This window comes from Streptomyces sp. NPDC059861 (assembly GCF_042731435.1).
In the GTDB taxonomy this organism is placed as follows: domain Bacteria; phylum Actinomycetota; class Actinomycetes; order Streptomycetales; family Streptomycetaceae; genus Streptomyces.
In genome coordinates this window covers 174,653-198,754 of sequence record NZ_JBHWJQ010000005.1, presented here as the reverse complement: position 1 = coordinate 198,754, position 24,102 = coordinate 174,653, and the positions used below count along the sequence as shown (strand labels likewise).

Genomic DNA, 24,102 nt, shown 5'->3' with positions numbered 1-24,102 from the left:
GTGCAGTTGTACGGTGACCGGTATATGCCCTTCACAAGGGCACAAACACCTCTACGCGCCAGTAGATTCGCGTTGCGCACAAAGGGGGACGGCCCTGCCCACGGGGCATCTCACCTGGGCCAACGGGGAGTTACGGAATGACAACGACAGGACGCTTGGCACGCTTGGCCAACCGCCCCGCGACGGAGCCGAAGATGCGCCCGACGATGCCGTGCGTGGAGCCGACGACGATGGCGTCCGCCTCGTACTCCCGCCCGACCTCCTCGAGTTCGTGGCAGATGTCCCCGCCACGCTCGACGAGGATCCAGGGCACCTCTGCGAGATAGTCGGCGCAGGCCAGCTCCAGGCCGAGCACCTCGGTGCGGTGGTCCGGCACGTCGACGAAGACGGGTGGCTCGCAGCCGGCCCACACCGTGGTGGGCAGCCGGTTGGCCACATGGACGATGATCAGTCCTGAGCGGGAGCGGAGCGCCATCCCGATCGCGTACGCGAGGGCACGCTCGGAGGAGGTGGAGCCGTCGAAGCCGACGACTACGCCGTGCTTGAAGGCGGGATCGCACGCGTGGCGTGACTCTTCCGCCGCCAGGGGATCGGCCGCCGTCGGGTCGACGACCGGCCGCTTGCGGTCCGCGGGTTCGAAGAATTCGTGACCGGCCATGGCTGTCTCGGCGTTGTGATCCTTTATGGGTGGGACGACACTGTGCGGCGGAGCTGTGTCCGGGAATAATCTTCCCAACCCCATACCCCCAAGGGTACGGCGGCACGCCTCCTTCGCCCAGATCCCGCTCACGTCCGCGGCGGGTTCCAGGGAGCATGCACGAGGGGGCGCCCGTAACGCAATGGTTGCTGCCCCGTACAGGCGGTTCGCTCAGGATTCACCTACGCCGCCGACCCGACCCTGTATAGCAGTGACCGACCGGTGCGCCGGGCGTTGATCCACGTGAGCCCGCCACGACAGGGAGTAGTGATGTCCGCACCCCGCCCGACCCCCGAGACGCGCCCCGGGACCGCGTCCGGACCGGACGCGGTGACCGACCTGGTGCGGTGGGCCGTCTTCAGCTGCCTGCTCGTACCGGTGGTCCTCCTGTGGTGCGGCAGCTCCCTCGCGGGCGCCACCGGCACCGCCGTCGGCCTCGCCGCCGTCACGGCGGCCTGCCGGGCCCTGCTGCGCGGATCCGAGCGAGGCGCCGCCCGGCTGCGGGCGGCGGAGGGGGCGCCGCACCGGGGCCGGCATCAGCGCAGCGGTTCGGGGGCACACAGGGGTGGGCGACGCCCTGGCGGGCATACACCGGTCGCCTGACCGGTTTCCGCGCACGCGCCCGTATCTTTTCAGCCAACTTCTGGGGAGTGTGCATCAGCACCCCTCGGCACCCCCCAACCCCCGTTCGACCTGCACGGATAGGACCCCAGGGGGCGCACGCACCCTATGTGGATTGGCCACTGCGACAAGGCGCACTTCCCTGCGCGGCCCGCTAGTGCAACGCTTCGTGATCGAATGCTTCACGCCAAGTTGCCAAGTCGACAATGCGCCGGGTGATGAACTGGCCACACCGGCACAACGCGACACAGTAGATTCGATCTTGACTGTCTACGGCGGGGGACTCGTGCAGGACCGAGGGGAAACGTGCAGGAGCGACACAACCGAGGAGCCGCGACCACCGAGGGGGGCTTAGCAGTATGAGCCACGACTCCACTGCCGCGCCGGATACCGCGGCCCGGAAACTGTCCGGGCGCCGCCGCAAGGAGATCGTCGCGGTGCTGCTGTTCAGCGGCGGCCCCATCTTCGAGAGTTCCATACCGCTGTCGGTGTTCGGGATCGACCGCCAGGACGCCGGCGTCCCGCGTTACCGACTACTGGTGTGCGCGGGAGAGGAAGGCCCTCTGCGGACCACAGGGGGCCTTGAACTCACCGCGCCGCATGGCCTGGAAGCGATCTCCCGCGCGGGCACGGTGGTCGTGCCCGCCTGGCGATCGATCACCTCGCCACCGCCGGAGGAGGCGCTCGACGCCCTGCGGCGGGCGCACGAAGAGGGCGCCCGGATCGTGGGCCTGTGCACGGGGGCGTTCGTCCTCGCGGCGGCGGGCCTGCTGGACGGCCGCCCGGCCACCACGCACTGGATGTACGCGCCGACACTGGCGAAGCGCTACCCGTCGGTCCACGTGGACCCACGGGAGCTGTTCGTCGACGACGGCGACGTGCTGACGTCGGCGGGCACGGCGGCCGGAATCGATCTCTGTCTGCACATCGTGCGGACGGACCACGGCAACGAGGCGGCCGGTGCGCTGGCCCGCCGGCTGGTGGTCCCGCCGCGCCGGGCCGGCGGGCAGGAGCGCTACCTCGATCGGTCTTTACCCGAGGAGATCGGCGCCGACCCGCTCGCCGAGGTCGTCGCCTGGGCGCTGGAGCACCTCCACGAGCAGTTCGACGTGGAGACGCTCGCGGCACGCGCGTACATGAGCCGTCGTACGTTCGACCGCCGCTTCCGCTCGCTGACGGGCAGCGCGCCCCTGCAGTGGCTGATCACCCAGCGGGTGCTCCAGGCGCAGCGCCTGCTGGAGACGTCGGACTACTCGGTGGACGAGGTGGCGGGCCGCTGCGGCTTCCGCTCGCCGGTCGCGCTGCGCGGCCACTTCCGCCGCCAGCTGGGCTCGTCCCCGGCCGCGTACCGGGCGGCGTACCGAGCACGCCGCCCGCAGTCCGAGCGCCCCTCGGACAGCGACGGTCCGTCGAGCACGTCCGCGCCGATGACCGGCCCGCCGCAGCAGGCAGGCCCGCCGTCCACCCCGCTGCACCCGGAGGGCCCGGTGCCGATCCAGGCCCGCCGCACGGCGGCGGCCGGCGCGGTCGGCTCCGCGTCCCTGCCGGGGGACCACGCCCGGGAGACGTACGCCCGGGCCAGTCTGCCGGGGCAGCGAAGCGGGTCGTGACGGCGGCAACGGTGTGACGGGGTCCACAGGGTGCAAACCGCCCCTGTGGGCCCCCGGTACGGTCCCGGCGCCTGCACGGCAGACCTCACACGCGCGTCTCGGCCGTAGGGTGGACGCATGAACGATCGCATGGTGTGGATCGACTGCGAGATGACCGGTCTCTCGCTGTCCGACGACGCTCTCATCGAGGTGGCCGCCCTCGTCACCGACTCCGAGCTGAACGTACTCGGCGAGGGGGTGGACATCGTCATCCGCCCGCCGGACCGGGCGCTGGAGACGATGCCGGAGGTGGTCCGTCAGATGCACACCGCGTCCGGCCTGCTCACGGAGCTCCCGGGCGGCACGACCCTCGCGGACGCCGAGGACCAGGTCCTCACCTACGTACGTGAGCACGTCAAGGAGCCCGGCAAGGCCCCGCTGTGCGGCAACTCGGTCGGCACCGACCGCGGCTTCCTGGTGCGCGACATGCCCACGCTGGAGGACTACCTCCACTACCGCATCGTCGACGTCTCCAGCATCAAGGAGCTGGCCCGCCGGTGGTACCCGCGGGCGTACTTCAACAGCCCCGAGAAGAACGGCAACCACCGCGCCCTGGCCGACATCCGCGAGTCCATCGCGGAACTGCGCTACTACCGCGAGGCCGTCTTCGTACCGCAGCCGGGCCCCGACTCGGACACCGCGAGGACGATCGCCGCCAAGCACGTCCTGCCTGCTCAGCCCGCCTGACGAAGCCCGCGTGAGGGGCGCCGCGAAAGCCGTGCGCGAGCACCCCTTCGGACCCTGTACACTTTTTCTCGGCCGGTCGGGGAAACGACAGTAGAACCGCCGGTCATGGTGGGTGTAGCTCAGCTGGTAGAGCACCTGGTTGTGGTCCAGGATGCCGCGGGTTCGAGTCCCGTCACTCACCCTTTCCGACGGAGGGCTGATCCCTGATGAGGGATCAGCCCTCCGTCGTGTCCCGATGCGCCTCCGGGTCCGGCAGGACCTTCCGCAGCTCGGCCTCGACCTCCGCGCGCGTCGTCCCCTTCTCCTTCGCGTACTCGGTCACCGTCTGACCCAGATCGCGGTCGAGGTCGCGCCAGGCCCGCCACGCCGTCTCGTACGTCTCGCGCTGAGGCGCGTTCCAGCCGCCCTCCCGGGTCGGCGCACCGTAGGAGTCCCGAAGCTCCAGGACCCTCGTGTGCGCCTCGTCCGCGGCCCGCTGTTTCGCCAGAAGTTCCTCGAAGGTATGTGCCACGCGCGGATCCTATGCGCGGCCCCGGCGGCACGCGTCCCGACCGGGCCGTCCGCGCGGCGCCCCCTGACTCACCCGGCGCAAGCCGGCCGCTACGACGAGGCGCGCTCCACCAGCTCGGTCGCGAGCACCATCTGGCGCCGCTGCGGCCCCCGGGACACCACGGGGCGCCGGTCGGCGATCTCGGTGAGCAGCAGGTCGATCATCCGGCGGCCCATCTCCTCTATGGGCTGGCGGACGCTGGTGAGCGGCGGGTCCATGTGGCGGGCGATCGCCGAGTCGTCGTAGCCGACCAGGGCCACGTCCTCGGGGATACGGCGGCCGGCCTGGCGCAGGGCATGGCGGGCGCCGGCCGCGGTCACGTCGGAGGCCGCGAAGACCGCGTCGAGGCCGGGGGCGCGGCCGAGCAGCTCGGTCATGGCGCGCCGGCCGCCCTCCTCGGTGAAGTCACCCGCCTCGATCAACCGTTCGTCGGCCGGGTGCCCGGCGTCGCGCAGCGCGTCGCGGTAGCCGTCGATGCGCCGCTGGGCGCCGTAGACGTCGAGGCGGCCGGTGATGTGCGCTATCCGCCGGCGGCCCCGGGCGACCAGGTGCTCCACGGCGGACCGGGCGCCGCCGTAGTTGTCCGAGTCCACCGACGTGAGGGTCTCCTCGGCGGACCGCGGACCGCTGATCACCGCCGGGATCTCCAGCTGGGACAGCAGGTCCGGCAGCGGGTCGTCCGCGTGCACCGAGACCAGCAGGACGCCGTCCACCCGGTGCGCCGCGAGGTACTGGGCCAGGCGCCGGCGTTCCCGGTCGCTGCCCGCGAAGATCAGCAGCAGCTGCATCTCGGTGTCGGACAGCTCGGCGCCGACACCGCGCAGCATGTCGGAGAAGTACGGTTCGGCGAAGAACCGGGTCTCCGGCTCGGGGACGACGAGGGCGATCGCGTCGGTGCGGTTCGCGGCCAGGGCGCGGGCCGCGGTGTTCGGGACGTAGCCGAGTTCGGCGACCGCCGCCTGGACCGCCGCGCGGGTCGCGTCGCTGACCCGGGGCGAGCCGTTGATCACCCGGGAGACCGTGCCCCGGCCCACTCCGGCGCGCGCGGCGACCTCCTCCAGGGTGGGCCGGCCACCGCTCCGGCCCCGCGCTCCGTGGCCTGCCATGGGCTCCGCCTTCCGCCGCCGTTCATCACGCTGGCCTGGAATCTAACAGCCCCGCGTGCTGGGGTGACCTGCACCGCGGGCGCCCCGGACGGGCCAGAACCCGTCGCCCGCGCCCGCCGGACCGGACCCTCAGGTTCCAGTTAACAGCCCGATAACTGAACGCATCTTGCGCTGTCCGCTCCCTTGACACCCCCGCGGGAAGCGACGACTCTTCAACTCATCACTGGTGGGAGCGCTCCCACGGTACCTGACACCTACACAACCCGCACGTTCCCCGCCCGAGCCGCAGCGAGTACAACTTACGGGACCAACCATGCAGTTGGCCGGGGGGTCGGCACGTCAGGGCAACAGGAGGACGCAATGCGAGCACGTAAGTCGGTGGTCCTCGCGGCCATCGCGACGCTGGGCGCCGGGCTGCTGGCCGGCTGTGCCGACGACGGCGGCGACGAGGGCGGCTCCGGCTCGTCGGGCGGCGAGGGCAAGACCACGATCACCCTCGGCCTGTTCGGGACGATGGGCTTCAAGGAAGCCGGTCTCTACGACGAGTACATGAAGCTCAACCCGGACATCACCATCAAGGAGAACGTCACCGAGCGCAACGAGAACTACTACCCCGCGCTCGTCAACCACCTCACCACCAACAGTGGCCTGATGGACATTCAGGCCGTCGAGGTCGGCAACATCGCCGAGGTGGCCAAGACCCAGGGCACCAAGCTGCTCGACCTGTCGAAGTACGGCAAGGAGAGCGACTACCTGGAGTGGAAGTGGAAGCAGGCGGCCACCGCCGACGGCCAGACGATCGGTCTCGGCACCGACGTCGGCCCGATGGCCATCTGCTACCGCAAGGACCTGTTCGAGAAGGCCGGACTGCCCACCGACCGTGAGGAAGTGGGCAAGCTGTGGGCGGGCGACTGGGCGAAGTTCGTCGACGCCGGCCGCGACTACCAGAAGAAGGCGCCCTCCGGCACCACCTTCATGGACTCCCCCGGCGGTCTGATCCAGGCGATCCTCAGCAGTGAGACCGAGCGCTTCTACGACTCCTCCGGCGAGGTCATCTACAAGACCAACCCGGCCGTAAAGTCCGCGTTCGACCTGACCGCGGCCGCCGCGGAGGACGGACTGGTCGGCAACCAGACGCAGTTCCAGCCGGCGTGGGACACGACCATCGCCAACAGCAAGTTCGCCGCGATGTCCTGCCCGCCGTGGATGCTCGGCTACATCAAGGGCAAGTCGAAGCCGGACGCGGCGGGCAAGTGGGACGTGGCCGCGGCGCCCAAGTCCGGCAACTGGGGCGGCTCCTTCCTGTCCGTGCCCAAGTCCGGCAAGAACGCGGAGGCGGCGGCGAAGCTCGCCGCCTGGCTGACCGCGCCCGAGCAGCAGGCCAAGCTGTTCAAGGTGCAGGGCAACTTCCCGAGCACGCCGGCCGCGTACGACATGGACGAGGTCAAGAGCGCCAAGAACGAGATGACCGGTGACGCCCCGATCGGCGAGATCTTCGCCGAGGCCGCCAAGAGCGCCCCGGTCCAGGTGATCGGTCCGAAGGACCAGATCATCCAGCAGGGTCTGACCGACAACGGCGTGATCCTGGTCGCCCAGGGCAAGTCGGCCAAGGAGGCCTGGGAGACGGCCGTGAAGACCATCGACAACAACCTGGACCAGTGACCCGTATGACCACTGGGCACGACACCGCCGCCGCGTCCCCCTCGAAGGAGGGGGGCGCGGCCCCGGCCCGCCCGTCGGCCGGCGCGTCGGTCTCCGAGCAGGAGCGGCGGCGCCGGGCCCGGCTGTCCCGCCGCTGGCAGCGGGACATGCGCTGGAGCCCGTACGCCTTCGTCTCGCCGTTCTTCCTGTTGTTCCTCGCCTTCGGCCTGTTTCCGCTGGTCTACACGGGGTGGGCCTCGCTGCACCAGGTGGAGCTGACCGCGCCCACCGACATGAACTGGGTGGGCCTGCGCAACTACACCCGGATCTTCGACGACGACTTCTTCTGGAACGCGGCCCGCAACACCCTGACCATCGGCATCATCTCCACCGTTCCGCAGCTGCTGATGGCGATGGGCCTGGCCCACATCCTCAACTACAAGCTGCGCGCCTCGACCTTCTACCGGGTCGTGATGCTCGCTCCGTACGCCACCTCGATCGCCGCCGCGTCGCTGGTCTTCGTGCTGCTCTTCGGCCGCGACTACGGCATGATCAACTGGGCGCTCGGGGCCGTCGGCATCGACCACGTCGACTGGCAGAACGAGAGGTGGCCCTCCCAGATCGCCGTCTCGACGATCGTCATCTGGCGCTGGACCGGCTACAACGCGCTGATCTACCTGGCCGCGATGCAGGCGATACCGCAGGACCTCTACGAGTCGGCGGCGCTGGACGGGGCCAACCGCTGGCAGCAGTTCATCCATGTGACGCTGCCGTCGCTGCGGCCGACGATCCTGTTCACCGTCGTCGTGTCGACCATCGGCGCCTCGCAGGTGTTCGGTGAGCCGCTGCTGTTCGACGCGAACAAGGGCGCCTCGGGCGGATCCCAGCACCAGTTCCAGACGCTCGGCCTGTACCTGTACGAGCAGGGCTGGGTCAACCAGCACCTGGGCCGCGCCTCCGCCATCGCCTGGACGATGTTCCTGATCCTCATCGTGATCGGGATCGTCAACTACGTCATCTCGCGCCGGCTGCGCGCCAGTAGTCAAGGAGACCGGCCGTGACGACGACACTGACCAAGCCCCCGGCCGGGGAGGTCAAGCGCCCCCGGCGGCCCAAGGCCGCCCGCGCCGGCGGGACCCTGCACGCCGGGCCCGTCGCCTACGTGATCCTCGCCCTGTTCACCATCGGGTCGCTGTTCCCGCTGGTGTGGACGGCGATCGCCGCGTCCCGCGACAACCAGCGGCTGGCCGAGACGCCACCGCCGTTCTGGTTCGGCTCGAACCTGATGAACAACCTGGAGATCGCCTGGAAGGACGCCAACCTCGGCGAGGCCTTCCTCAACACCACCATCGTGGCCGGGATCTCGGCGCTCACCATCGTCGTGCTGTCGACGATCGCCGGGTTCGCCTTCGCCAAGCTGCGCTTCCGGGGCCGTAACGCGCTGATGCTCGTCGTCATCGGCACGATGATGGTGCCGCCGCAGCTCAGCGTGATCCCGCTGTACATGATGGTCGCCGAGCTGGACTGGACCGACCAGCTCCAGGCGGTGATCCTGCCGTCGATCGTGAGTGCCTTCGGTGTCTTCTTCATGCGCCAGTACCTGTTGCAGGCGCTGCCGGACGAGCTGATCGAGGCCGCCCGGGTGGACGGGGCGAGCAGCTGGCGCGTGATCTGGCACATCGTGTTCCCGGCGGCGCGGCCGGCGATGGCGGTGCTGGGCATGCTGATGTTCGTCCAGACGTGGAACGACTTCCTGTGGCCGTTCCTGGTGCTGACCCAGACGGGCAACCCGACCGTGCAGGTGGCGGTCGCGGGCCTGGGCCGCGGCTACACCCCGGACCAGTCCCTGATCATGGCCGGTGCACTGCTCGGCACGGTGCCCTTGCTGCTGGTCTTCGCGATCTTCGGCAAGCAGATCGTGGGCGGCATCATGCAGGGCGCGGTCAAGGGCTGACGCCCTGCCTTCTCGCGCAAGGGGCCGGGTCACCGCCGCCTCGGCCCCTCTTTCTCACGACCTTCCTTGGGAGCGCTTCCATGCCTGAACCCGAATCGCCGGTGTCCTTCCCGCCCGCCTTCCTCTGGGGCGCGGCCACCTCCGCCTACCAGATCGAGGGCGCCGTGCGGGAGGGCGGCCGCACCCCGTCCATCTGGGACACCTTCAGTCATACGCCGGGCAGGACGGCCGACGGCGAGACCGGTGACATCGCTGTAGACCACTACCACCGCTTCCGCGAGGACGTCGCGCTCATGGCCGAGCTGGGCCTGACCGCGTACCGCTTCTCCGTCTCCTGGTCGCGGGTGCAGCCCACGGGCCGCGGCCCCGCCGTCCAGGTCGGGATCGACTTCTACCGGCGGCTGGTCGACGAGCTGCTGGCGGCCGGGATCAGGCCGGCGGTCACCCTCTACCACTGGGACCTGCCGCAGGAGCTGGAGGACGCGGGCGGCTGGCCGGAGCGGGACACGGCGTTCCGGTTCGCGGAGTACGCGCAGATCGTCGGCGAGGCGCTCGGTGACCGGGTGGAGCAGTGGATCACGCTCAACGAGCCCTGGTGCAGCGCCTTCCTCGGATACGGCTCGGGGGTGCACGCCCCGGGGCGTACGGAACCGGCCGCCGCGCTGCGGGCGGCCCATCACCTGAACCTGGCGCACGGGCTGGGCACGTCCGCGCTGCGGTCCGTGATGCCGGCCCGCAACACGATCGCGGTGTCCCTCAACTCGTCGGTGGTCCGCCCCGTTTCGCAGGACCCGGCGGACCTGGCGGCGGCGCGGAAGATCGACGACCTGGCCAACGGGATCTTCCACGGCCCGATGCTGCACGGCGCCTACCCGCAGACCCTGGCGGCCGCGACGGCGTCGGTGACGGACTGGTCGTTCGTCCAGGACGGCGACCTGGCGGCCTGCCACCAGCCGCTGGACGCGCTGGGCCTCAACTACTACACCCCGACGCTGGTCTCCGCGGCGGACCCCGAGGCGAAGGGCCCGCGCCCCGACGGTCACGGCGCCAGCGCCCACTCCCCCTGGCCGGGCGCGGACGACGTGGCGTTCCACCAGACTCCTGGTGAGCGCACGGAGATGGGCTGGACCATCGACCCGTCCGGCCTGCACGAGCTGATCATGCGGTACACGCGGGAGGCGCCGGGGCTGCCGCTGTACATCACCGAGAACGGCGCCGCCTACGACGACAAGCCGGACCCCGACGGCCGCGTCCACGACCCCGAGCGCATCGCCTATCTGCGCGGCCACCTCGCGGCGGTCCGCCGGGCCCTCACGGACGGCGCCGATGTCCGGGGCTACTACCTGTGGTCGCTGATGGACAACTTCGAGTGGGCCTACGGCTACGGAAAGCGGTTCGGCGCGGTCTACGTCGACTACGCGACGCTGGAGCGGACCCCGAAGTCGAGCGCCCGGTGGTACGGGGAGGCGGCGCGGTCGGGGACGCTGCCGCCGGTCGAGGGCGCGTAGGCGGTCCGGGTCACCTGGGGGAGGAGGTCGGGGCGCGGCACCGGTGGGGGGAGTGCCGCGCCCCGGGCTTCGGTGGTTACTCGTAGGCCGCGAACGCCTTGGAGAAGGCGAACGCGCCCTGGTCGACCGAGCTGCAGGTGGCGTCGGCCGCGGGCTTCGGGCCGCCCGGGCACGCCTTGTCGCGGGTGCCGGACCACATGGACAGCCAGCCGAGGCCCTTCGACTTGGCGAAGTTCACCAGCTGGGTGGCGTCCTCGACCGTGAAGACCTCCGTGACGACGTCGTTGACGCCGATCATCGGCGTGACCGCGACCGTCTTCCAGGCCGCGCCGTCGGACAGGCCGAGCACGCTCTTGATCTGGGCCTGCGTGGCGGTGGCCGCCTGCTCGGCGTAGGTGCCCATGTCGCCGCTGTACGCGGGGCCGTAGTCCATCGCCATGATGTTGACGGCGTCGATCTTCACGCCGTTCCGCTCGGCGTCCGCGAGCAGGTCGACTCCCGGCTGGGTGAGGCCCTCCGGCATCGCCGGGAGGGTGAAGGAGACGTCCAGGCCGGGGTGTTCCTTCTGGAGCGTGGCGACGGCCTGGGCACGGCGGGTGTTGGCGGCCTTGTCGGGCAGCGCGCCGCCCTCGACGTCGAAGTCGACCTTGGTGAGGTCGTAGGCCTCGACGACCTTCCCGTAGGCCGCCGCCAGCGCCTCCGCCGACGAGCACGCCGTGGCCAGCTCGTTGCCGGCCGCCCCACCGAAGGACACCCGGACGTCGCCGCCCTTGGCCCGCAGGGCGCCTATCTGGCGGGCCACGGCGTCGCTCGCCAGGTCCGTCACCCCGCCCCACTTCGGCGTACAGCCGCCGCCGTCGGTGACGAAGGCGAGGTTGTAGTCCTTCACGCCGGTCGCCTCGGCGGCGGCGAGCAGGTCGAACGCCGGGTGGAGGGAGGTGTCGACGTACGGGGCGAAGCCGGCGGTCGCGGGGGTGCCGGTGCCGGTGCTCTGGGAAGGGGCGGCGGTCGGGGTGCCGGCCGGCGGCGCCGTGGGCTCCTGCGTCGGCGAGGCGGTCGGGGTTCCCGCCGGGGTTCCGGTCGGGGACGGGGCCTCGGTCGGGCGGCCCGTCGGCTCCGGGGTGGCGGAGTCGTCTACCGAGCACTTCGCGCCGTCGATCACGCAACCGGTCGGGGCGGCCGAGCCGTTGACGACCAAGCCGACGGTCACCGACTCGCCGGCGGCCAGGCCGTCCTTGTCCCAGGACGGCGGCCGCACGGTGACGTGCTGTCCGCTCACGCTCGACTCGCCGTTCCACAGTGAGCTGAGCTTCGCACCCGAGGGAAGGTCGAACTCCAGCGTCCAGCCGGTCTTCTCCCGGCCGCTGTTGTTCGTGACGACGTACTGCCCGGTGTACCCCGTCGACCAGTCACTGGTCCTGGTGTACGCCGCGCCGATCCCGGCCGCCTGCGCCGTACCGGTGAACAGGAACGCGCCGCCGCCCGCCACGGCCGCGGCGACGACACCGCCGATCGCCTTGTTCCTGCCGCTGATCCTGCGCCGGTGCGTGCTCATCACGTGCCTGCCTTCGCTGTTCACGGGGGTGTGTCGCGGCAGCACGCTAGCGAGCCGGAATCGGGCGAAGCGCCTGATCCAGACGATCGTCGGGGAACTTATGGTGCGCTTAAGAGAGGGATCCGGGGCGGTTAATGGTCGCGCTCGATCTGCCCGGTCCGCGGCGTCTCATGGACCCGCGGTGGCTGCGCCGCCCGGGCATCCGCTCGCGCGCGTCCAGCTGGATCCAGATCCGCACCTCGGTGCCGCCCAGCACCGACGAACCGATCCGTACGTCGCCGCCCGTCGCCTCCGCGAGCCGGCGCACGATGTCCAGCCCCAGGCCGGTCGACCCGTCGCTGCCGGAGCCCCGGCCACGCGCCATCGCCGCCTCGGGGTCGGCTATGCCGGGGCCCGCGTCGGAGACGAGCACGATCACCGCGTCCTCGCCGTTGTGCACGTCGACCGCGAAGGCGGTGCCCTCGGGGGTGTGCCGGAAGACGTTGCCCAGCAGGGCGTCGAGGGCGGCGGCCAGGTCGGCGCGGGCCACCGGGATGCGCACCGGCCGGTCCACGCCGGCCGTCCGCACCTTGCGGCCCTCGTCCTCGGCCAGCGCCGACCAGAACTCCATCCGCTCCCGCACCACCTCCGCCGCGTCACAGCCGGCGCCGGGACCGACCGCGGCGGTCTGCGGCTTGGCCTCCCGGGCGGTCCGGATGATCGTGTCGACCTCACGCTCCAGCTGGGCCACCGCGGCCCGGGTCTGCTCGGCGGCCGGCCCGTCCCCGAGCGAGGCCGCGTTCAGCCGCAGCACGGTCAGCGGTGTCCGCAGCCGATGGGACAGGTCCGCCGCCAACTCCCGCTCGTTCGCCAGGAGCTGGACGACCTGGTCGGCCATCGAGTTGAACGCCACGGCCGCCAGCTGCAGTTCCCGCGGTCCCTTCTCGGGCACCCGGGCGCCCAGCCGGCCGTCGCCCAGCTCGCGCGCGCCTTCGACCAGCCGCTGCGCCGGGCGCACCATCCGCGCGCCCAGCCGGTCGGCGACCGCGACCGACCCGACGATCAGCGCGAGCCCGACCCCGGCCAGTACCGCCCACGCCCTGCCCACGCCCTTGGTGACGGCCGCGTCGGGGATGAACACCTCGACGACGGCGAACTTGCCCGAGCTCAACGCGACCGGCTGGAGCAGCGCCGACCCGCCGGGCGCCGCGGCCGTCGAGGCACGGCCCATCTCCCGGGTGGCCTCGATGTCCGCGTCGGCGGCCCGCTGCCGCCCGACGCCGATGGCCTGCGCGCCCTCGCCGCCCGGTATGTGCAGGGCCATCATGTCGCCCGACCCCGCGGCGGCGACCGCGCGTTCGAGCTGGGCGCGGTCGGTGGTGATGGACAGCGCCGGCGCGATCTCCGCCGCGTCGCGCTCGGCGTTGGAGAACGCGCGGTCGCGGGCCATCTCCTTGACGACCAACCCGAGCGGCACCGCGAAGGCGACCACGACCATGGCGGTGACCGCCAGCGAGACCTTGACCAGTGCCCACCTCATGGCCGCGCCTCCGCTCCCGGCGGTTCCAGCTTCACACCGACGCCGCGCAGGGTGTGCAGATAGCGCGGCCGCGCGGCCGTCTCGCCCAGTTTCCTGCGCAGCCAGGACAGATGGACGTCGATGGTCTGGTCATCGCCATAGGACTGCTGCCACACCTCGGCGAGCAGCTCCCTGCGGGACACGACGACCCCGGGCCGCCCGGCAAGGAAGGCCAGCAGGTCGAACTCGCGCCGGGTGAGGTCCAGTCGGACGCCGTCCAGCTCGGCCTGGCGGCGCAGCGGGTCCACCGTCAGTCCGCCGACCCGCAGCACCGGGGACGGCGGGGCGTCGCCCGCGGCGGCCCGGGAGCGGCGCAGGACGGCGGCGATCCGGGCGGAGAGGTGCTCCACGGAGAAGGGCTTGGTCAGATAGTCGTCCGCGCCGTCGTTCAGCAGCCGGACGACCTCCGTCTCGTCGTCCCGCGCGGTGGCGATGATCACGGGGACGTCCGTGATGCCGCGCAGCATCTTCAGGGCCTCGGATCCGTCGAGGTCGGGCAGGCCGAGGTCCAGGATGACCACGTCGAAACGGAAATGGGCGACCTCGCGCAGCGCCTCCAGCGCCGTACCGACACTGCGCACGGTGTGCGAGGCGTCGGTCAGATGCCGGATGAGCGCCGAGCGTACGAACTGGTCGTCCTCGACCACGAGAACACTTGCCATGCGCCGCACCGTACGCCATACGAGAGAGCCGGGTCCGGCGCCTGTGGACAACCTGACGCCTGTGGACAACTCGTTGTCCACCGTGACCGGTGGGACGGCGGTGGCGTGGGTGAGGCAGTATGGCCCGCGATGCTCAGAGGAGTCGTACACGTACTGGCCTGGTCGCTCGCCACGGGCGCGGCGACCACCTTGTCGTGGTGGGGTGTCCACTCGGTCATGGCGGGCACGGTGTACGACCCGCCGCGTGCCCTGCCCGTCACCGCGGCCGACGCGAGCACGCGTGAGCCGGAGCCGCGGTCCACCGCCGCGAGCACGCGCCGGCCCGAACCGTCGAGGAGCCCGAGCTCCTCGCCGGCCACGCGGAAGCCGGCCACCTCCGCCTCTCCGAGAACCTCCCCGAGCCCGAGCGCTCCCGCCTCCGCTCGCGTGTCCGGGCATGTCAAGAGCTACGCCACCGAGGGCGGCCGGGCCGTCTTCGACCTCGGCGAGGCCTCCGCGACGCTGGTGTCGGCGACCCCGGACGCGGGCTGGTCGATGCAGGTGTGGAAGACGGAGACGTGGATCCGGGTGGAGTTCGCCGCGGGCGCCGAGCGGGTCTCGGTGTTCTGCACGTGGCACGACGGGCCGCCACGGGTGGAGATCGGTACCTACTAGGCCGCCCCCGCGTACAACGCCCTTGCCCCGCGCCTGGCGTTCAGCGGAAGACCGAGGGTGGCGGTGCCGGTGAGGCGACCGCCGCGGCGTCGGTCACCGGGGTGGCGCCTCCCGTGAAGTCGGAGAGCCTGCTGCCGTGTTCGACGCGGCCGGGGTGCGGGTCGGAGGCGGCGCGGCGGGTCAGTTCGGCGATCGGGAGGGGCTGGTCGCCGGCGACGAGGACCGCGTTCCCGAAGCGCTTTCCCCGGAGCACCGCCGGGTCGGCGATCAGGGCGAGCTCGGGGAAACGGGCGGCGGCCGTGGCGATCTGGCCGCGCAGGTGGGCGAGCGGCGGGCCGTCGGCGAGGTTGGCGGCGTACAGCCCACCGGGCCGCAGCGCCCGGCGGGCCTCGTCGAGGAACTCGGTCGAGGTGAGATGGGCCGGCGTGCGGGCCCCGCTGAACACGTCGGCGACGATCAGGTCGGCCCAGCCGTCCGGCACCTTGGCGAGCCCTTCACGGGCGTCCGCCGACCGCACTCGGATGCGCGCGCCCGGCGCCAACGGCAATTCGCGGCGGACCAGTTCGACGAGGGACGCGTCGCGTTCGACGACCTGCTGGGTGGAGCGGGGGCGGGTGGCGGCGACGTAACGGGCGAGCGTGAGGGCGCCGCCTCCGAGGTGCACGGCCTGGAGCGGCTTTCCGGGCAGGGCGGCGAGGTCGATGACGTGGCCGAGGCGCCGCTGGTATTCGAAGGAGAGATACGCGGGGTCGTCCAGATCCACGTGGGACTGCGGAGCCCCGTCGATCAACAGGGTCCAGGCCCGCGCCCGGTCCCGGTCCGGTATCAGCTGGGCGAGGCCGCCGTCGACGGTCTCTTCGACGGCTGCGAGTGCGGCCTGCGCCCGCCGCGGCTTTCTGGACTTTCCCACTCCACCATTATCGGCGGGTACGGCGGGGTCGGCTCAGTCGGCGTCGGCACGGGTGAGCGGGGCACGGCGGCGCTGCCCGAGGACGCCGTCGGCCGTGCGGCCGGTGGCCGTCAGCGGCAGTTGTCCGCCGCCTCGATCGTCCGTGCCGCCTGGCCCAGCGCCCGGCGCAGCACCGCCGGGTCGGTCGCCGGCTCTGCCTCACCGGGCGGCAGCAGCCAGGCCGAGCCGGGCTGCGCCTCGGGTCCGCCGGCCGGCGGCTCGGGGGCCAGCCGCAGTCCTCGTCCGTCGGTCTCCGTGCAGGTGCTGCCCGGCATGTCCCACGCCGCCGCCGTACCGGGCGGGACCACGAAGCAGAGGGTGTCGCAGTCGTCGTCGTGCAGGACCGGGCCCACGGCCTCGATCTCACCGCGCCGGATGATGTCCACCGCCTCCAGCCCCTGCCGGGCGGGAACCGTCACGAGGTCGCACGCCGGCAGCGGCGTACACGAATCGATGCTCCGGCTGGTCTCCATCCCGGCCTCCACCACGGAACCCCTCCTTGAGCGAGCAGGTCGGGAGTCGGGCGGCTCCCGGTCCACGAAGTTCAACGCCGGACGGCGTCAACGGCTACGGCGGAAGTGCGCCGCGAAGGATGGCAGTTCATGGCAGATCCTGGATGAGATATCCGATTTGTAGCCAAACACAGCGTGCCGTACCCGTCACAGCAGGTACGTTCTTGCCCGCCGGAATCAGGGCGTCACATTGGACGGACAGTTCAACTCACCCCGATCCGGCATGGTTCGACGGTTCGCACGAGAGGACCCGGCCATGACGTCGTCAAGCGTGACCTCGTCCCAGCCCAACCGGCCACCGCGGCCGAACCTCGCCTTCAGGCGCCTGCGCGGCAGGCGTTCACCTGCCGAGTTCGCCGCGGCGGTGCGGCGCGCCGCCCGCGAGATCGGCGAGCGGGTCAGCTGTGACGCGCGCTACATCGGCCGGGTGGAGGCGGGCGAGATCCGCTGCCCCAACTACGCCTACGAGCGAGTGTTCCTGCACATGTTCCCCGGACGCACGCTCACCGACCTGGGGTTCGCACCCCGCTCGTCCGTTCGCGGACGGGGGCGCGGGGCGCTCACGGACGAGGACACGCCCCCCGCGCACTCCCAGAGCCCGGCGCAGATCACGAGTGAGACACGCGGGGCCGGCGAGCCGTATGACACCACGCAGAACCCGTACGACACGCACATCAACTACGAGGAGAGCGACGTGCTGCGTCGCGCATTCATGACCGGCGGGGGCGCCACCGTGGCCACCGCCTCGCTGGGTCCCTTCGGGCTCGCACTCGACGCCCCGGCGGTGGAACGCCCCGTGCGGCGCGCCGGGACGAGCGAGGCGGGCGCACTCGAAGAGGCCGTTCGCAGAATCAGGTTGCTCGACGACCGGCACGGCGCGGACGGGTTGTACCGGCGCGCGGCGGCTCCCCTGCGCGCCGCGTACGCGCTTCTGGACGCCGGCGCCACGCGGCAGGCGACCGCCGACCGGCTGCACTCGGGCGCCGGTGAACTGGCCATCTCCGTGGGGTGGCTGGCGCACGACTCGGGACGGTTCGACGACGCGCGCTCGCACTACGCTGAGGCGCTGGCGACCGCGCGGATGACCGGCGATCCGGGGCTGGAGGCCCACGCCTTCTGCAACACGGCGTTCCTGGCTCGCGATGCCGGGCGGCCGCGGGAGGCCGTGCGGGCGGCGCAGGCCGCGCAGCGGATCGCGCAGCCCCTGGGGTCGGCCCGGTTGATGTCGCTGCTGGCGTTGCGGGAGGCGGGGGGATGGGCGGGGCTCGCCGACACCACCGGGTGCGCACAGGCGCTGACGCGCGCGCACGCCTTCTACGACCGGGGTCCCTCGGACGCCGACCCCGAGTGGATGACCTTCTACGGCGAGGCCGAGCTGGAGGCGCTGGAGGCGCAGTGCTGGTCGACGCTGGGTGACTGGACGCGGGCATCCCGGCACGCGCGGCGGGCGGCGCATCTGCAGGATCCGCACTTCACCCGGAACATCGCGCTGTACACGGCGGAGCTCGCCGACGATCTCGCGCGCGGGGGCCGGCCCGACGAGGCCGCCGCCGCGGGGATGCGGGTGCTGGACCTGCTGGACGAGGTGCAGTCGTCGCGCATCCAGGCGATGGTGGCGGGGACGGCGCGGGTGCTGCTGCCGCACAGGCGGGCGTCCGGGGTGTCGGAGTTCCTGGAACGGCATGCTTCGGCGCCGCGCCTGGTGTGAGGCGGACCGCCTGGTCGGGCGCGAGCCTGGTGGCGGACGCCTGGTGAAGCGAACACCTGGTGAAACGGACGCCTGGTGCGAGGCGGACCGGGGGTGCCGCCGCGCCCGGCATGGCGCCTTCTGCCGGCTAGCCCGCCAGGTGGCCCACGTCGTTCCAGCTCTCGATCGCCGGCTCGCCGTAGGCCCAGCCCAGGACGGACAGGGACGTCGGGTTGAGGCGGATGCGGGCCGCGAAGTCGAGGGGGAGGTTCAGCCAGCGGGCGCCGATCGAACGCAGGATGTGGCCGTGGGCGAAGATCAGGACGTCGCGGTCCTGTGCGCGGGCCCAGTCGACGACCTCGTCCGCGCGGGCGGTCACCTCGGCCAGGCTCTCGCCCTCGGGGACACCGTCGCGCCAGATCAGCCAGCCGGGGCGCAGGGCCTGGATCTCGCCGGGGGTCAGCCCCTCGTATGCGCCGTAGTCCCACTCCAGGAGCGCGTCCCAGGTGCTCGCGCGGGCGCCGAAGCCGGCCAGCTCGCAGGTCTCCCGCGCGCGGGAGAGGGGGCTGGTGCGGACCTCGATGCCGCGGAGCCCGGCGTACGGCGCCTGGTGCAGGCGTTCACCGAGGAGTTTCGCGCCGCGCCGCCCCTCGTCGAGGAGCGGTATGTCGGTCCTGCCGGTGTGCTTTCCGGCCAGCGACCACTCCGTCTGCCCGTGCCGGGCGAGCAGGATGCGCGGTGCCATGAGGGGACGGGACCTTTCCTGGAGAAGAACGGGGCGGGAACCTCTCCATCATCGCGCACCCCGTCCAGGGGCAACCCGGGGGGCGATCTCGGCGTCTATCAGGGCCGGAAGGGCACCCGTAGGGTGACGGCACATACACCGTAAAGTGGTTCGACCGGCCGCCGGGCCGAGGGGCGCCGCGAGGAGAAGGGGGAGGGCGATCGGATGCCGCACGCCGAGACACCGGGCATCGAGGCGGCTCCACGCCCGCGGTTGCGCTGGTGGTCCGAGCTGCCGCTGATCCTGCTGGTGTACGCCTGCTACTCGGCGGGCCGGCTGTTCGCCCGGGGGGATGTCACCACCGCCGTCGACCACGGCCTGGCGATACTGCGCATGGAGAAGGCCCTGCACCTCAACGCCGAGCACCCGCTCAACCGTCTGTTCACGCGCGAGGCGTGGATAGGCATACCGGCCGACTTCTGGTACGCCTCGCTGCACTACCTGGTCACACCGGCGCTGCTCGTCTGGCTCTTCCGGTCCCGGGCCGTGCAGTACCGCGCGGCCCGCACCTGGCTGATGACCTCGACCTTCATCGGCCTCATCGGGTTCACGCTGATGCCGACCTGCCCGCCCCGGCTGCTGTCCGCCGGGTACGGCTTCGTGGACACGATGGCGCAGTACAGCACGTACGGCTGGTGGGCCGGCGAGGCGAGCGCGCCGCGCGGACTGGGCGGCATGACCAACCAGTACGCCGCGATGCCGAGCCTGCACGTCGGCTGGGCACTGTGGTGCGGGGTGATCCTGTGGCGGTACGGCGGGACGCGCCTCGCCAAGGCCGCCGGCGTGGCCTATCCGCTGGTGACCACGATCGTGGTGATGGGCACCGCGAACCACTACTTCCTCGACGCGGCCGCGGGCGCCGCCGTGATGGGCGCCGGACTGCTGCTGGCGCCGTACGTGACGCTGGCCGCGAACCGCGTGCGGACGTCGCTGAGCGCGCGCACCGCACCGGCCACAGCGGGCTCTCTTGCCGCTCGGGCCTCGATTGTCAGTGGTGGATGTCAGACTTCGGCGGGTGAACGAATTCCACGGCAGCGCGAGTCGCGGTTCGCAGCGGGAGCCGAGCCAGGTGCCTCCCCCTCGGACGCGGGGGACGGCGCTCCGGCAGCGGCTCGCTGAGCTGCGCGGCCCCGACGTCCCGGCCAAGGCGCTGGACGCCCGCGCCCTCGCGGCCCTCGCCGCCAACCCGGGATGCAGACGGCGCGCGATCCTCGACGGCGCCGGGGTGAACAAGGCGGCGCTGGCCGGTGCGCTGGGCTCACCTTCGGGGTTCGGGCAGTCGCAGTTCGCCTTCATGCGGGGCAACGCGTTCGAGGCGCGGGTCAAGGCGGACGGCGGCGCGGACCTGCTGCGGCTGGCGCACGAGAAGCTCGACCCGGGCGCCGAGCCTCCTGCGCGGGCGCGCGTGCCGGAGCTGTCCGCCATCGGCCCCGAGGGCCGTGCCGCGCGTACGGCGCTGGCGCTGCGCGAGGCGGTCGAGGCCGGCGGATGGACACTGCTCGACCATCCGATGCTCGCGCTGGACGTCGCGGGCTCCCCCGCGTTCCTGGAGCCGGACGCCGTGGTCGTGCACCCGGACGGCGGCTGGACGGTCGTGGAGATCAAGTCGTTCCCCATGGTGGACGGTTCGGCCGACCCCGCGAAGGTGGGCGCGGCCGCGCGACAGGCGGCCGTGTACGTGCTGGCTCTGGAGGAGGTCGCCGCCCGCCTGGACCCCGCCCCGCCGGTACGGCACCAGGTCCTGCTGGTCTGCCCGAAGGACTTCTCGAACCTCCCCACCGCCTCCGCCGTCGACGTGCGCAAACAGCGCGCGGTCACCCGGCGCCAGCTGACCCGCCTGACCCGTATCGAGGACATCGCCGACACGCTCCCCGAGGGCACGTGCTTCTCCCCCGAGCTGCCCCCCGACCAGCTCACGGCCGCCGTCGAGTCGGTCCCGGCGACCTACGCGCCGGAGTGCCTGTCCGCGTGCGAGCTGGCCTTCCACTGCCGGGAACGCTCCCGCGCGGGGGGCGCGGTGACCTCGCTCGGCCGCTCGCTCCGCGCCGAGCTGGGCGGCCTGACCACCGTCGAGGACATCCTGGCGGCGTCCCGCGGCGAGACCGGCGACCCGGACGACCCGGCGGTGGCGGCCCTGCGCCGGGCGGCCCACCTGCGCGCCGAGGCACTGGGCAGGCAGCGGCCCGGAACACCCGACGGGCAGCACCCAGGGGCACCCGGCACCCAGCACCCAGGGGCACCCAGCACCCAGCACCCCGGGACAGCCGACCCCCAGCACCCCGAGGCACCCCGCCAGCGCGCCGAGTCCCCGGAGGCGGCGCGGTGTCACTGATCTCCACCCTCGCCCGCCTCGAAGCCGTCGACACCGGTCGTGCCCAGCCAGCCGCCACCGTCCGGCACCGGCACCTGTCCGAGCGCCCGCTCGTCCTCGTGCCGCTGACCACCGCCGGTGAGGTCGGCGCCCCGCTCGGCGCGCTGGTCGGCACCGACCGGGACGCGCCCCGCCTGCTGGCCGTGCCGCAGCCGCGCGACCGCGACCTCAGATTCACCTTCCTGGCCGAACTGGCGGAGGTGGTCCTGCCCTACATCGACGCGCACGCCGAGACCGTCGAGGCGGCCGAGCGCACCGACACCGACCCGGAGACCGGCAAGCGGGTCAAGGTCGAGGTCGAACTGTGCGCGGACGCCCCGCAGTTGATCGTGCCGAGCCGCCCGGGTGTCGACCTCGTACGGCTGCTCGGGCGCTCGATGCGCTTTCGCCGTACGGCGGAGCAGGACCCGGAGACCCCCCACCCCGCGCCGCCGCGGGTGCCGCTGCTCGGCCGCTGGCTGACGCACTACGGGGAGCGCGCCCGGGTCCCCGGCTCCTCGCTGCTGCTGGCCCTGACGGACGTGCTCTCCCGGCACTGGGCGACCGGCCAGTCCAGCCTGGAGGACCAGCACCTGGGCGCGCTGCTCGCCTGGATCGACCCGCCGGACGGCGCCACCGGCGCCGAGGCCGCGCTGCGGGCCGAGCTGGACCGGGACGGACAGGGCCAGCTCCTGTGGCCACCGGCGGGACCGGCAACCGACCCCGCGTTCGACAACAAGCTGCTCGCCCCGGCCATCGAGCGCTACGACCGCGCGCGTAAGGCACTCGCCGCCGCCGAGGACGGTCTGGAGGCGGACGACCGGCTCGGGGACGCCACCGCCGCCGAGCGGGAGATCCGGGCCCTGGTCGAGCGGGTCACCCGCCCGACCTGGGACGCGGTCTGGCAGGGCCTGGACCTGCTGCGGGAGCTGCCCGAGGGGGCCCGGGTCGAGGAGCGGTGGACGCGCGACCGCTGGTCGTTCACCGGCCATCGGGACCGGGTGCTGGCGGGCGAGCCCCCGCAGCCGCGCCGCGACGACGCGGTGACGGCGGCGAACAAGCTGGCCGCGCGCGAGCGCGAACAGGCGCGTCTGGAGGCTCAGGAGGCTCTCGACGATCCGCTGGTGATGGCCGGGCGGCGGCTGTCCGGGGAGGCGTTCGCGGGCGAGGTCACCGACCTGGTCATGGCGTACGGCGAGGGCAGGCGCCCCAGCCCGCGCCCGCTGGTCACCGTCCGCACGGACGACCGGCCCCATCTGGGCGAGCGGGCGAAGGTGTACCGCTCGCTGGGCGGAAAACCGCAGGCCGCCGAGTTCGTCGGGTACGAGGACGAGGGGGCGCCGCAGGGCGCCGGCAGCGCGCAGGACGGCGGCGCCCTGACCGGCAGCACCCTGGTGGTCCTGCGGATCCTCGACAAGATGGGCCGCGGCAAGGAGCCCGAGGCCGGGTCCGTGCCGGAGAAGGGCGACACGCTGTGCTTCACGCTGTTCGAGCACGAGCAGCGCGGCGGCGCGAAGCTGCCCGACCCGGAGGAGACGCCGTGGACGCACGGCGGGCCGCCCGGTGAGCGGACCGACCCGGAGCCCGCCGATCCCGTCACCGAGGAGGACGTCCTGTGACCACGGAGACCGCCTTCGACCCCGGTGCCGCGGCGGCGCGCGCGACCGACGAGGTCCTCCGCGACACCCTGCACGGCCCACACCGCGGTGTCGTCGTGGACTCCCCGCCCGGCGCGGGCAAGTCCACGCTGGTGGTGCGCGCGGCACTCGAACTGGCCGAGGCGGGCCGCTCGCTGATGGTCGTCGCGCAGACCAACGCCCAGGTCGACGACCTGGTGCTGCGGCTCGCCGAGAAGAACCCCGAGCTGCCGGTGGGCCGGCTGCACAGCAGTGACGCCGACCCGTACGACAAGGCCCTGGACGACCTGCCCAACGTACGGAAGTCGGCGAAGGCCGGGGAGCTGACCGGGGTGCCCGTGGTCATCTCCACCGCCGCGAAATGGGGTCATGTCAAGGCCGACGAGCCGTGGCGGCACGCGATCGTCGACGAGGCGTACCAGATGCGGTCGGACTCGCTGCTGGCCGTGGCCGGGCTGTTCGAGCGGGCGCTGTTCGTGGGGGACCCCGGGCAGCTGGACCCGTTCGCGATCGTGGGCAGCGAGCAGTGGGCGGGGCTGTCGTACGACCCCTCGGCGTCCGCCGTGACGACCCTGCTCGCGCACAACCCCGAGCTGCCGCAGCACCGGCTGCCGGTCTCCTGGCGGCTGCCCGCCTCGGCGGCGCCGCTGGTCTCGGACGCGTTCTACCCGTACACGCCGTTCCGCAGCGGCACCGGTCACGGCGACCGGCGGCTCGGCTTCGGTGTGCCGTCGGACGGCTCCGGCCCCGACCGGGTGATCGACGAGGCGGCGGAGTCGGGCTGGGGCCTGCTGGAACTGCCCGCCCGGCACACGCCGCGCACCGACCCGGAGGCGGTGCGGGCGGTGGCGTCGGTGGTACGGCGGCTGCTGGACCGGGGCGGCGCCGCCACCTCGGAGCGCTCCCCCGGGCCGACGCCGCTGACCGCCGACCGGATCGCCGTCGGCACGGCCCACCGCGACCAGGCGGCCGCCGTCCGGGCGGCCCTCGCCGAGCTGGGCGGCGTGCGCGAGGTCACGGTCGACACGGCGAACCGGCTCCAGGGCCGGGAGTACGACGTCACAGTCGTCCTGCACCCGCTCTCCGGCCGCCCCGACGCCACCGCCTTCCACCTGGAGACGGGCCGCCTGTGCGTCCTGGCGTCCCGCCACCGGCACGCGTGCATCGTGGTCTGCCGCGCGGGAGTGGGCGACCTCCTGGACGACTACCCGTCGACGGAGCCGGTCCAGCTGGGAACGGTGGTCAAGTTTCCCGACGGGTGGGAGGCCAACCACGCGGTGCTGGCGCATCTGGCCGAGCACCGGGTCAGCTGGACACCATGAACGGGCCCAGGGGCCCCCT

General features: G+C 72.5%; 22 protein-coding genes and 1 tRNA gene. 14 read left to right on the top strand and 9 right to left on the bottom strand.

Annotation, left to right across the window (positions count from 1 at the left end):
* Positions 1-130: 130 nt before the first annotated feature.
* Positions 131-658 (bottom strand): universal stress protein, encoded by a 528-nt coding sequence (locus tag ACFV6X_RS06680; protein ID WP_385378607.1) that lies wholly within the window; start codon positions 656-658, stop codon positions 131-133.
* A 309-nt stretch (positions 659-967) separates the two neighbouring features.
* Here ACFV6X_RS06680 and ACFV6X_RS06675 point away from each other — a divergent pair, with 309 nt between their 5' ends.
* The 4 genes from ACFV6X_RS06675 (at position 968) to ACFV6X_RS06660 (ending at position 3,835) form a co-directional block, all read left to right on the top strand.
* Positions 968-1,300, top strand: coding sequence for a hypothetical protein (locus tag ACFV6X_RS06675; RefSeq protein WP_385378604.1), 333 nt, complete (start codon positions 968-970; stop codon positions 1,298-1,300).
* 377 nt (positions 1,301-1,677) lie between these two features.
* The gene (locus ACFV6X_RS06670; protein WP_385378601.1) at positions 1,678-2,928 is read left to right on the top strand and encodes a helix-turn-helix domain-containing protein; all 1,251 of its coding nucleotides are present in this window, start codon (positions 1,678-1,680) and stop codon (positions 2,926-2,928) included.
* A 117-nt stretch (positions 2,929-3,045) separates the two neighbouring features.
* Complete coding sequence (orn, locus tag ACFV6X_RS06665) at positions 3,046-3,654, top strand: oligoribonuclease (protein WP_385378598.1); 609 nt, start codon at positions 3,046-3,048, stop codon at positions 3,652-3,654.
* A 108-nt stretch (positions 3,655-3,762) separates the two neighbouring features.
* Positions 3,763-3,835 (top strand) — tRNA-His (locus ACFV6X_RS06660).
* Between the two features lie 33 nt (positions 3,836-3,868).
* On the opposite strand, the gene ACFV6X_RS06655 is transcribed toward ACFV6X_RS06660, so the two are convergent.
* Both ACFV6X_RS06655 and ACFV6X_RS06650 read right to left on the bottom strand, forming a co-directional pair.
* Positions 3,869-4,165 (bottom strand): hypothetical protein, encoded by a 297-nt coding sequence (locus tag ACFV6X_RS06655; protein ID WP_385378595.1) that lies wholly within the window; start codon positions 4,163-4,165, stop codon positions 3,869-3,871.
* A gap of 89 nt (positions 4,166-4,254) precedes the next feature.
* Positions 4,255-5,310, bottom strand: coding sequence for a LacI family DNA-binding transcriptional regulator (locus ACFV6X_RS06650; protein WP_385378592.1), 1,056 nt, complete (start codon positions 5,308-5,310; stop codon positions 4,255-4,257).
* 360 nt (positions 5,311-5,670) lie between these two features.
* Between ACFV6X_RS06650 and ACFV6X_RS06645 the strand changes: the two genes are divergently transcribed.
* The 4 genes from ACFV6X_RS06645 (at position 5,671) to ACFV6X_RS06630 (ending at position 10,413) form a co-directional block, all read left to right on the top strand.
* A complete protein-coding gene (locus tag ACFV6X_RS06645) occupies positions 5,671-6,972 on the top strand; it encodes an ABC transporter substrate-binding protein (protein WP_385378589.1) in 1,302 nt (433 codons plus the stop codon).
* 5 nt (positions 6,973-6,977) lie between these two features.
* Entirely contained in the window at positions 6,978-8,012 is a 1,035-nt protein-coding gene (locus ACFV6X_RS06640) for a carbohydrate ABC transporter permease (protein WP_385378586.1), read from the top strand.
* Complete coding sequence (locus ACFV6X_RS06635) at positions 8,009-8,905, top strand: carbohydrate ABC transporter permease (protein WP_385378583.1); 897 nt, start codon at positions 8,009-8,011, stop codon at positions 8,903-8,905. Before ACFV6X_RS06640 ends, ACFV6X_RS06635 begins: the two co-directional genes overlap by 4 nt.
* 80 nt (positions 8,906-8,985) lie before the next feature.
* Entirely contained in the window at positions 8,986-10,413 is a 1,428-nt protein-coding gene (locus ACFV6X_RS06630; protein ID WP_385378580.1) for a GH1 family beta-glucosidase, read from the top strand.
* Between the two features lie 76 nt (positions 10,414-10,489).
* On the opposite strand, the gene ACFV6X_RS06625 is transcribed toward ACFV6X_RS06630, so the two are convergent.
* The 3 genes from ACFV6X_RS06625 to ACFV6X_RS06615 all read right to left on the bottom strand — a co-directional run bounded on the left by ACFV6X_RS06625 (position 10,490) and on the right by ACFV6X_RS06615 (position 14,188).
* Positions 10,490-11,968 carry a cellulose binding domain-containing protein gene (locus ACFV6X_RS06625; RefSeq protein ID WP_385378577.1) on the bottom strand — a complete coding sequence of 493 codons (1,479 nt, stop codon included), beginning with the start codon at positions 11,966-11,968 and terminating at the stop codon, positions 10,490-10,492.
* A 109-nt stretch (positions 11,969-12,077) separates the two neighbouring features.
* Entirely contained in the window at positions 12,078-13,487 is a 1,410-nt protein-coding gene (locus ACFV6X_RS06620) for a sensor histidine kinase (RefSeq protein WP_385378574.1), read from the bottom strand.
* Positions 13,484-14,188 (bottom strand): response regulator transcription factor, encoded by a 705-nt coding sequence (locus ACFV6X_RS06615; protein ID WP_365449969.1) that lies wholly within the window; start codon positions 14,186-14,188, stop codon positions 13,484-13,486. The genes ACFV6X_RS06620 and ACFV6X_RS06615 overlap by 4 nt, the downstream gene beginning before the upstream one ends.
* A 129-nt stretch (positions 14,189-14,317) precedes the next feature.
* Between ACFV6X_RS06615 and ACFV6X_RS06610 the strand changes: the two genes are divergently transcribed.
* A complete protein-coding gene (locus ACFV6X_RS06610) occupies positions 14,318-14,842 on the top strand; it encodes a hypothetical protein (RefSeq protein WP_385378571.1) in 525 nt (174 codons plus the stop codon).
* A 40-nt stretch (positions 14,843-14,882) separates the two neighbouring features.
* Here ACFV6X_RS06610 and ACFV6X_RS06605 read toward each other — a convergent pair whose 3' ends face one another.
* On the bottom strand, positions 14,883-15,752 hold the full coding sequence (locus ACFV6X_RS06605; protein WP_385378568.1) for a spermidine synthase: 870 nt from the start codon (positions 15,750-15,752) through the stop codon (positions 14,883-14,885).
* A 110-nt stretch (positions 15,753-15,862) separates the two neighbouring features.
* Positions 15,863-16,279 carry a hypothetical protein gene (locus ACFV6X_RS06600; RefSeq protein ID WP_385378565.1) on the bottom strand — a complete coding sequence of 139 codons (417 nt, stop codon included), beginning with the start codon at positions 16,277-16,279 and terminating at the stop codon, positions 15,863-15,865.
* Between the two features lie 280 nt (positions 16,280-16,559).
* Between ACFV6X_RS06600 and ACFV6X_RS06595 the strand changes: the two genes are divergently transcribed.
* Complete coding sequence (locus ACFV6X_RS06595; protein WP_385378561.1) at positions 16,560-18,011, top strand: hypothetical protein; 1,452 nt, start codon at positions 16,560-16,562, stop codon at positions 18,009-18,011.
* A gap of 127 nt (positions 18,012-18,138) precedes the next feature.
* Here ACFV6X_RS06595 and ACFV6X_RS06590 read toward each other — a convergent pair whose 3' ends face one another.
* Positions 18,139-18,735, bottom strand: a complete 597-nt coding sequence (locus ACFV6X_RS06590) for a histidine phosphatase family protein (protein WP_385378558.1) — start codon at positions 18,733-18,735, stop codon at positions 18,139-18,141.
* A 204-nt stretch (positions 18,736-18,939) separates the two neighbouring features.
* On the opposite strand from ACFV6X_RS06590, the gene ACFV6X_RS06585 reads away from it, so the two are divergent.
* Genes ACFV6X_RS06585 through ACFV6X_RS06570 form a run of 4 tightly spaced genes read left to right on the top strand, consistent with a single transcriptional unit; the run spans position 18,940 to position 24,083 of the window.
* The gene (locus ACFV6X_RS06585; protein ID WP_385378555.1) at positions 18,940-19,893 is read left to right on the top strand and encodes a phosphatase PAP2 family protein; all 954 of its coding nucleotides are present in this window, start codon (positions 18,940-18,942) and stop codon (positions 19,891-19,893) included.
* Positions 19,844-21,106, top strand: a complete 1,263-nt coding sequence (locus ACFV6X_RS06580; protein ID WP_385378552.1) for a hypothetical protein — start codon at positions 19,844-19,846, stop codon at positions 21,104-21,106. The genes ACFV6X_RS06585 and ACFV6X_RS06580 overlap by 50 nt, the downstream gene beginning before the upstream one ends.
* Complete coding sequence (locus ACFV6X_RS06575; RefSeq protein ID WP_385378549.1) at positions 21,097-22,743, top strand: hypothetical protein; 1,647 nt, start codon at positions 21,097-21,099, stop codon at positions 22,741-22,743. Before ACFV6X_RS06580 ends, ACFV6X_RS06575 begins: the two co-directional genes overlap by 10 nt.
* Positions 22,740-24,083 carry an AAA domain-containing protein gene (locus tag ACFV6X_RS06570; RefSeq protein ID WP_385378546.1) on the top strand — a complete coding sequence of 448 codons (1,344 nt, stop codon included), beginning with the start codon at positions 22,740-22,742 and terminating at the stop codon, positions 24,081-24,083. The genes ACFV6X_RS06575 and ACFV6X_RS06570 overlap by 4 nt, the downstream gene beginning before the upstream one ends.
* Positions 24,084-24,102 lie beyond the last annotated feature (19 nt).

Excerpts from the sequence above, each read along its gene's own strand:
- ACFV6X_RS06630 (WP_385378580.1), top strand. The coding sequence starts at position 8,986 with ATGCCTGAACCCGAATCGCCGGTGTCCTTCCCGCCCGCCTTCCTCTGG.
- ACFV6X_RS06610 (WP_385378571.1), top strand. The coding sequence starts at position 14,318 with ATGCTCAGAGGAGTCGTACACGTACTGGCCTGGTCGCTCGCCACGGGC.
- ACFV6X_RS06615 (WP_365449969.1), bottom strand. The coding sequence starts at position 14,188 with ATGGCAAGTGTTCTCGTGGTCGAGGACGACCAGTTCGTACGCTCGGCG.
- ACFV6X_RS06670 (WP_385378601.1), top strand. The coding sequence starts at position 1,678 with ATGAGCCACGACTCCACTGCCGCGCCGGATACCGCGGCCCGGAAACTG.
- ACFV6X_RS06640 (WP_385378586.1), top strand. The coding sequence starts at position 6,978 with ATGACCACTGGGCACGACACCGCCGCCGCGTCCCCCTCGAAGGAGGGG.
- ACFV6X_RS06675 (WP_385378604.1), top strand. The coding sequence starts at position 968 with ATGTCCGCACCCCGCCCGACCCCCGAGACGCGCCCCGGGACCGCGTCC.
- ACFV6X_RS06620 (WP_385378574.1), bottom strand. The coding sequence starts at position 13,487 with ATGAGGTGGGCACTGGTCAAGGTCTCGCTGGCGGTCACCGCCATGGTC.
- ACFV6X_RS06595 (WP_385378561.1), top strand. The coding sequence starts at position 16,560 with ATGACGTCGTCAAGCGTGACCTCGTCCCAGCCCAACCGGCCACCGCGG.
- ACFV6X_RS06645 (WP_385378589.1), top strand. The coding sequence starts at position 5,671 with ATGCGAGCACGTAAGTCGGTGGTCCTCGCGGCCATCGCGACGCTGGGC.
- ACFV6X_RS06650 (WP_385378592.1), bottom strand. The coding sequence starts at position 5,310 with ATGGCAGGCCACGGAGCGCGGGGCCGGAGCGGTGGCCGGCCCACCCTG.
- ACFV6X_RS06585 (WP_385378555.1), top strand. The coding sequence starts at position 18,940 with ATGCCGCACGCCGAGACACCGGGCATCGAGGCGGCTCCACGCCCGCGG.
- ACFV6X_RS06680 (WP_385378607.1), bottom strand. The coding sequence starts at position 658 with ATGGCCGGTCACGAATTCTTCGAACCCGCGGACCGCAAGCGGCCGGTC.
- ACFV6X_RS06625 (WP_385378577.1), bottom strand. The coding sequence starts at position 11,968 with ATGAGCACGCACCGGCGCAGGATCAGCGGCAGGAACAAGGCGATCGGC.
- ACFV6X_RS06590 (WP_385378558.1), bottom strand. The coding sequence starts at position 18,735 with ATGGCACCGCGCATCCTGCTCGCCCGGCACGGGCAGACGGAGTGGTCG.
- orn (WP_385378598.1), top strand. The coding sequence starts at position 3,046 with ATGAACGATCGCATGGTGTGGATCGACTGCGAGATGACCGGTCTCTCG.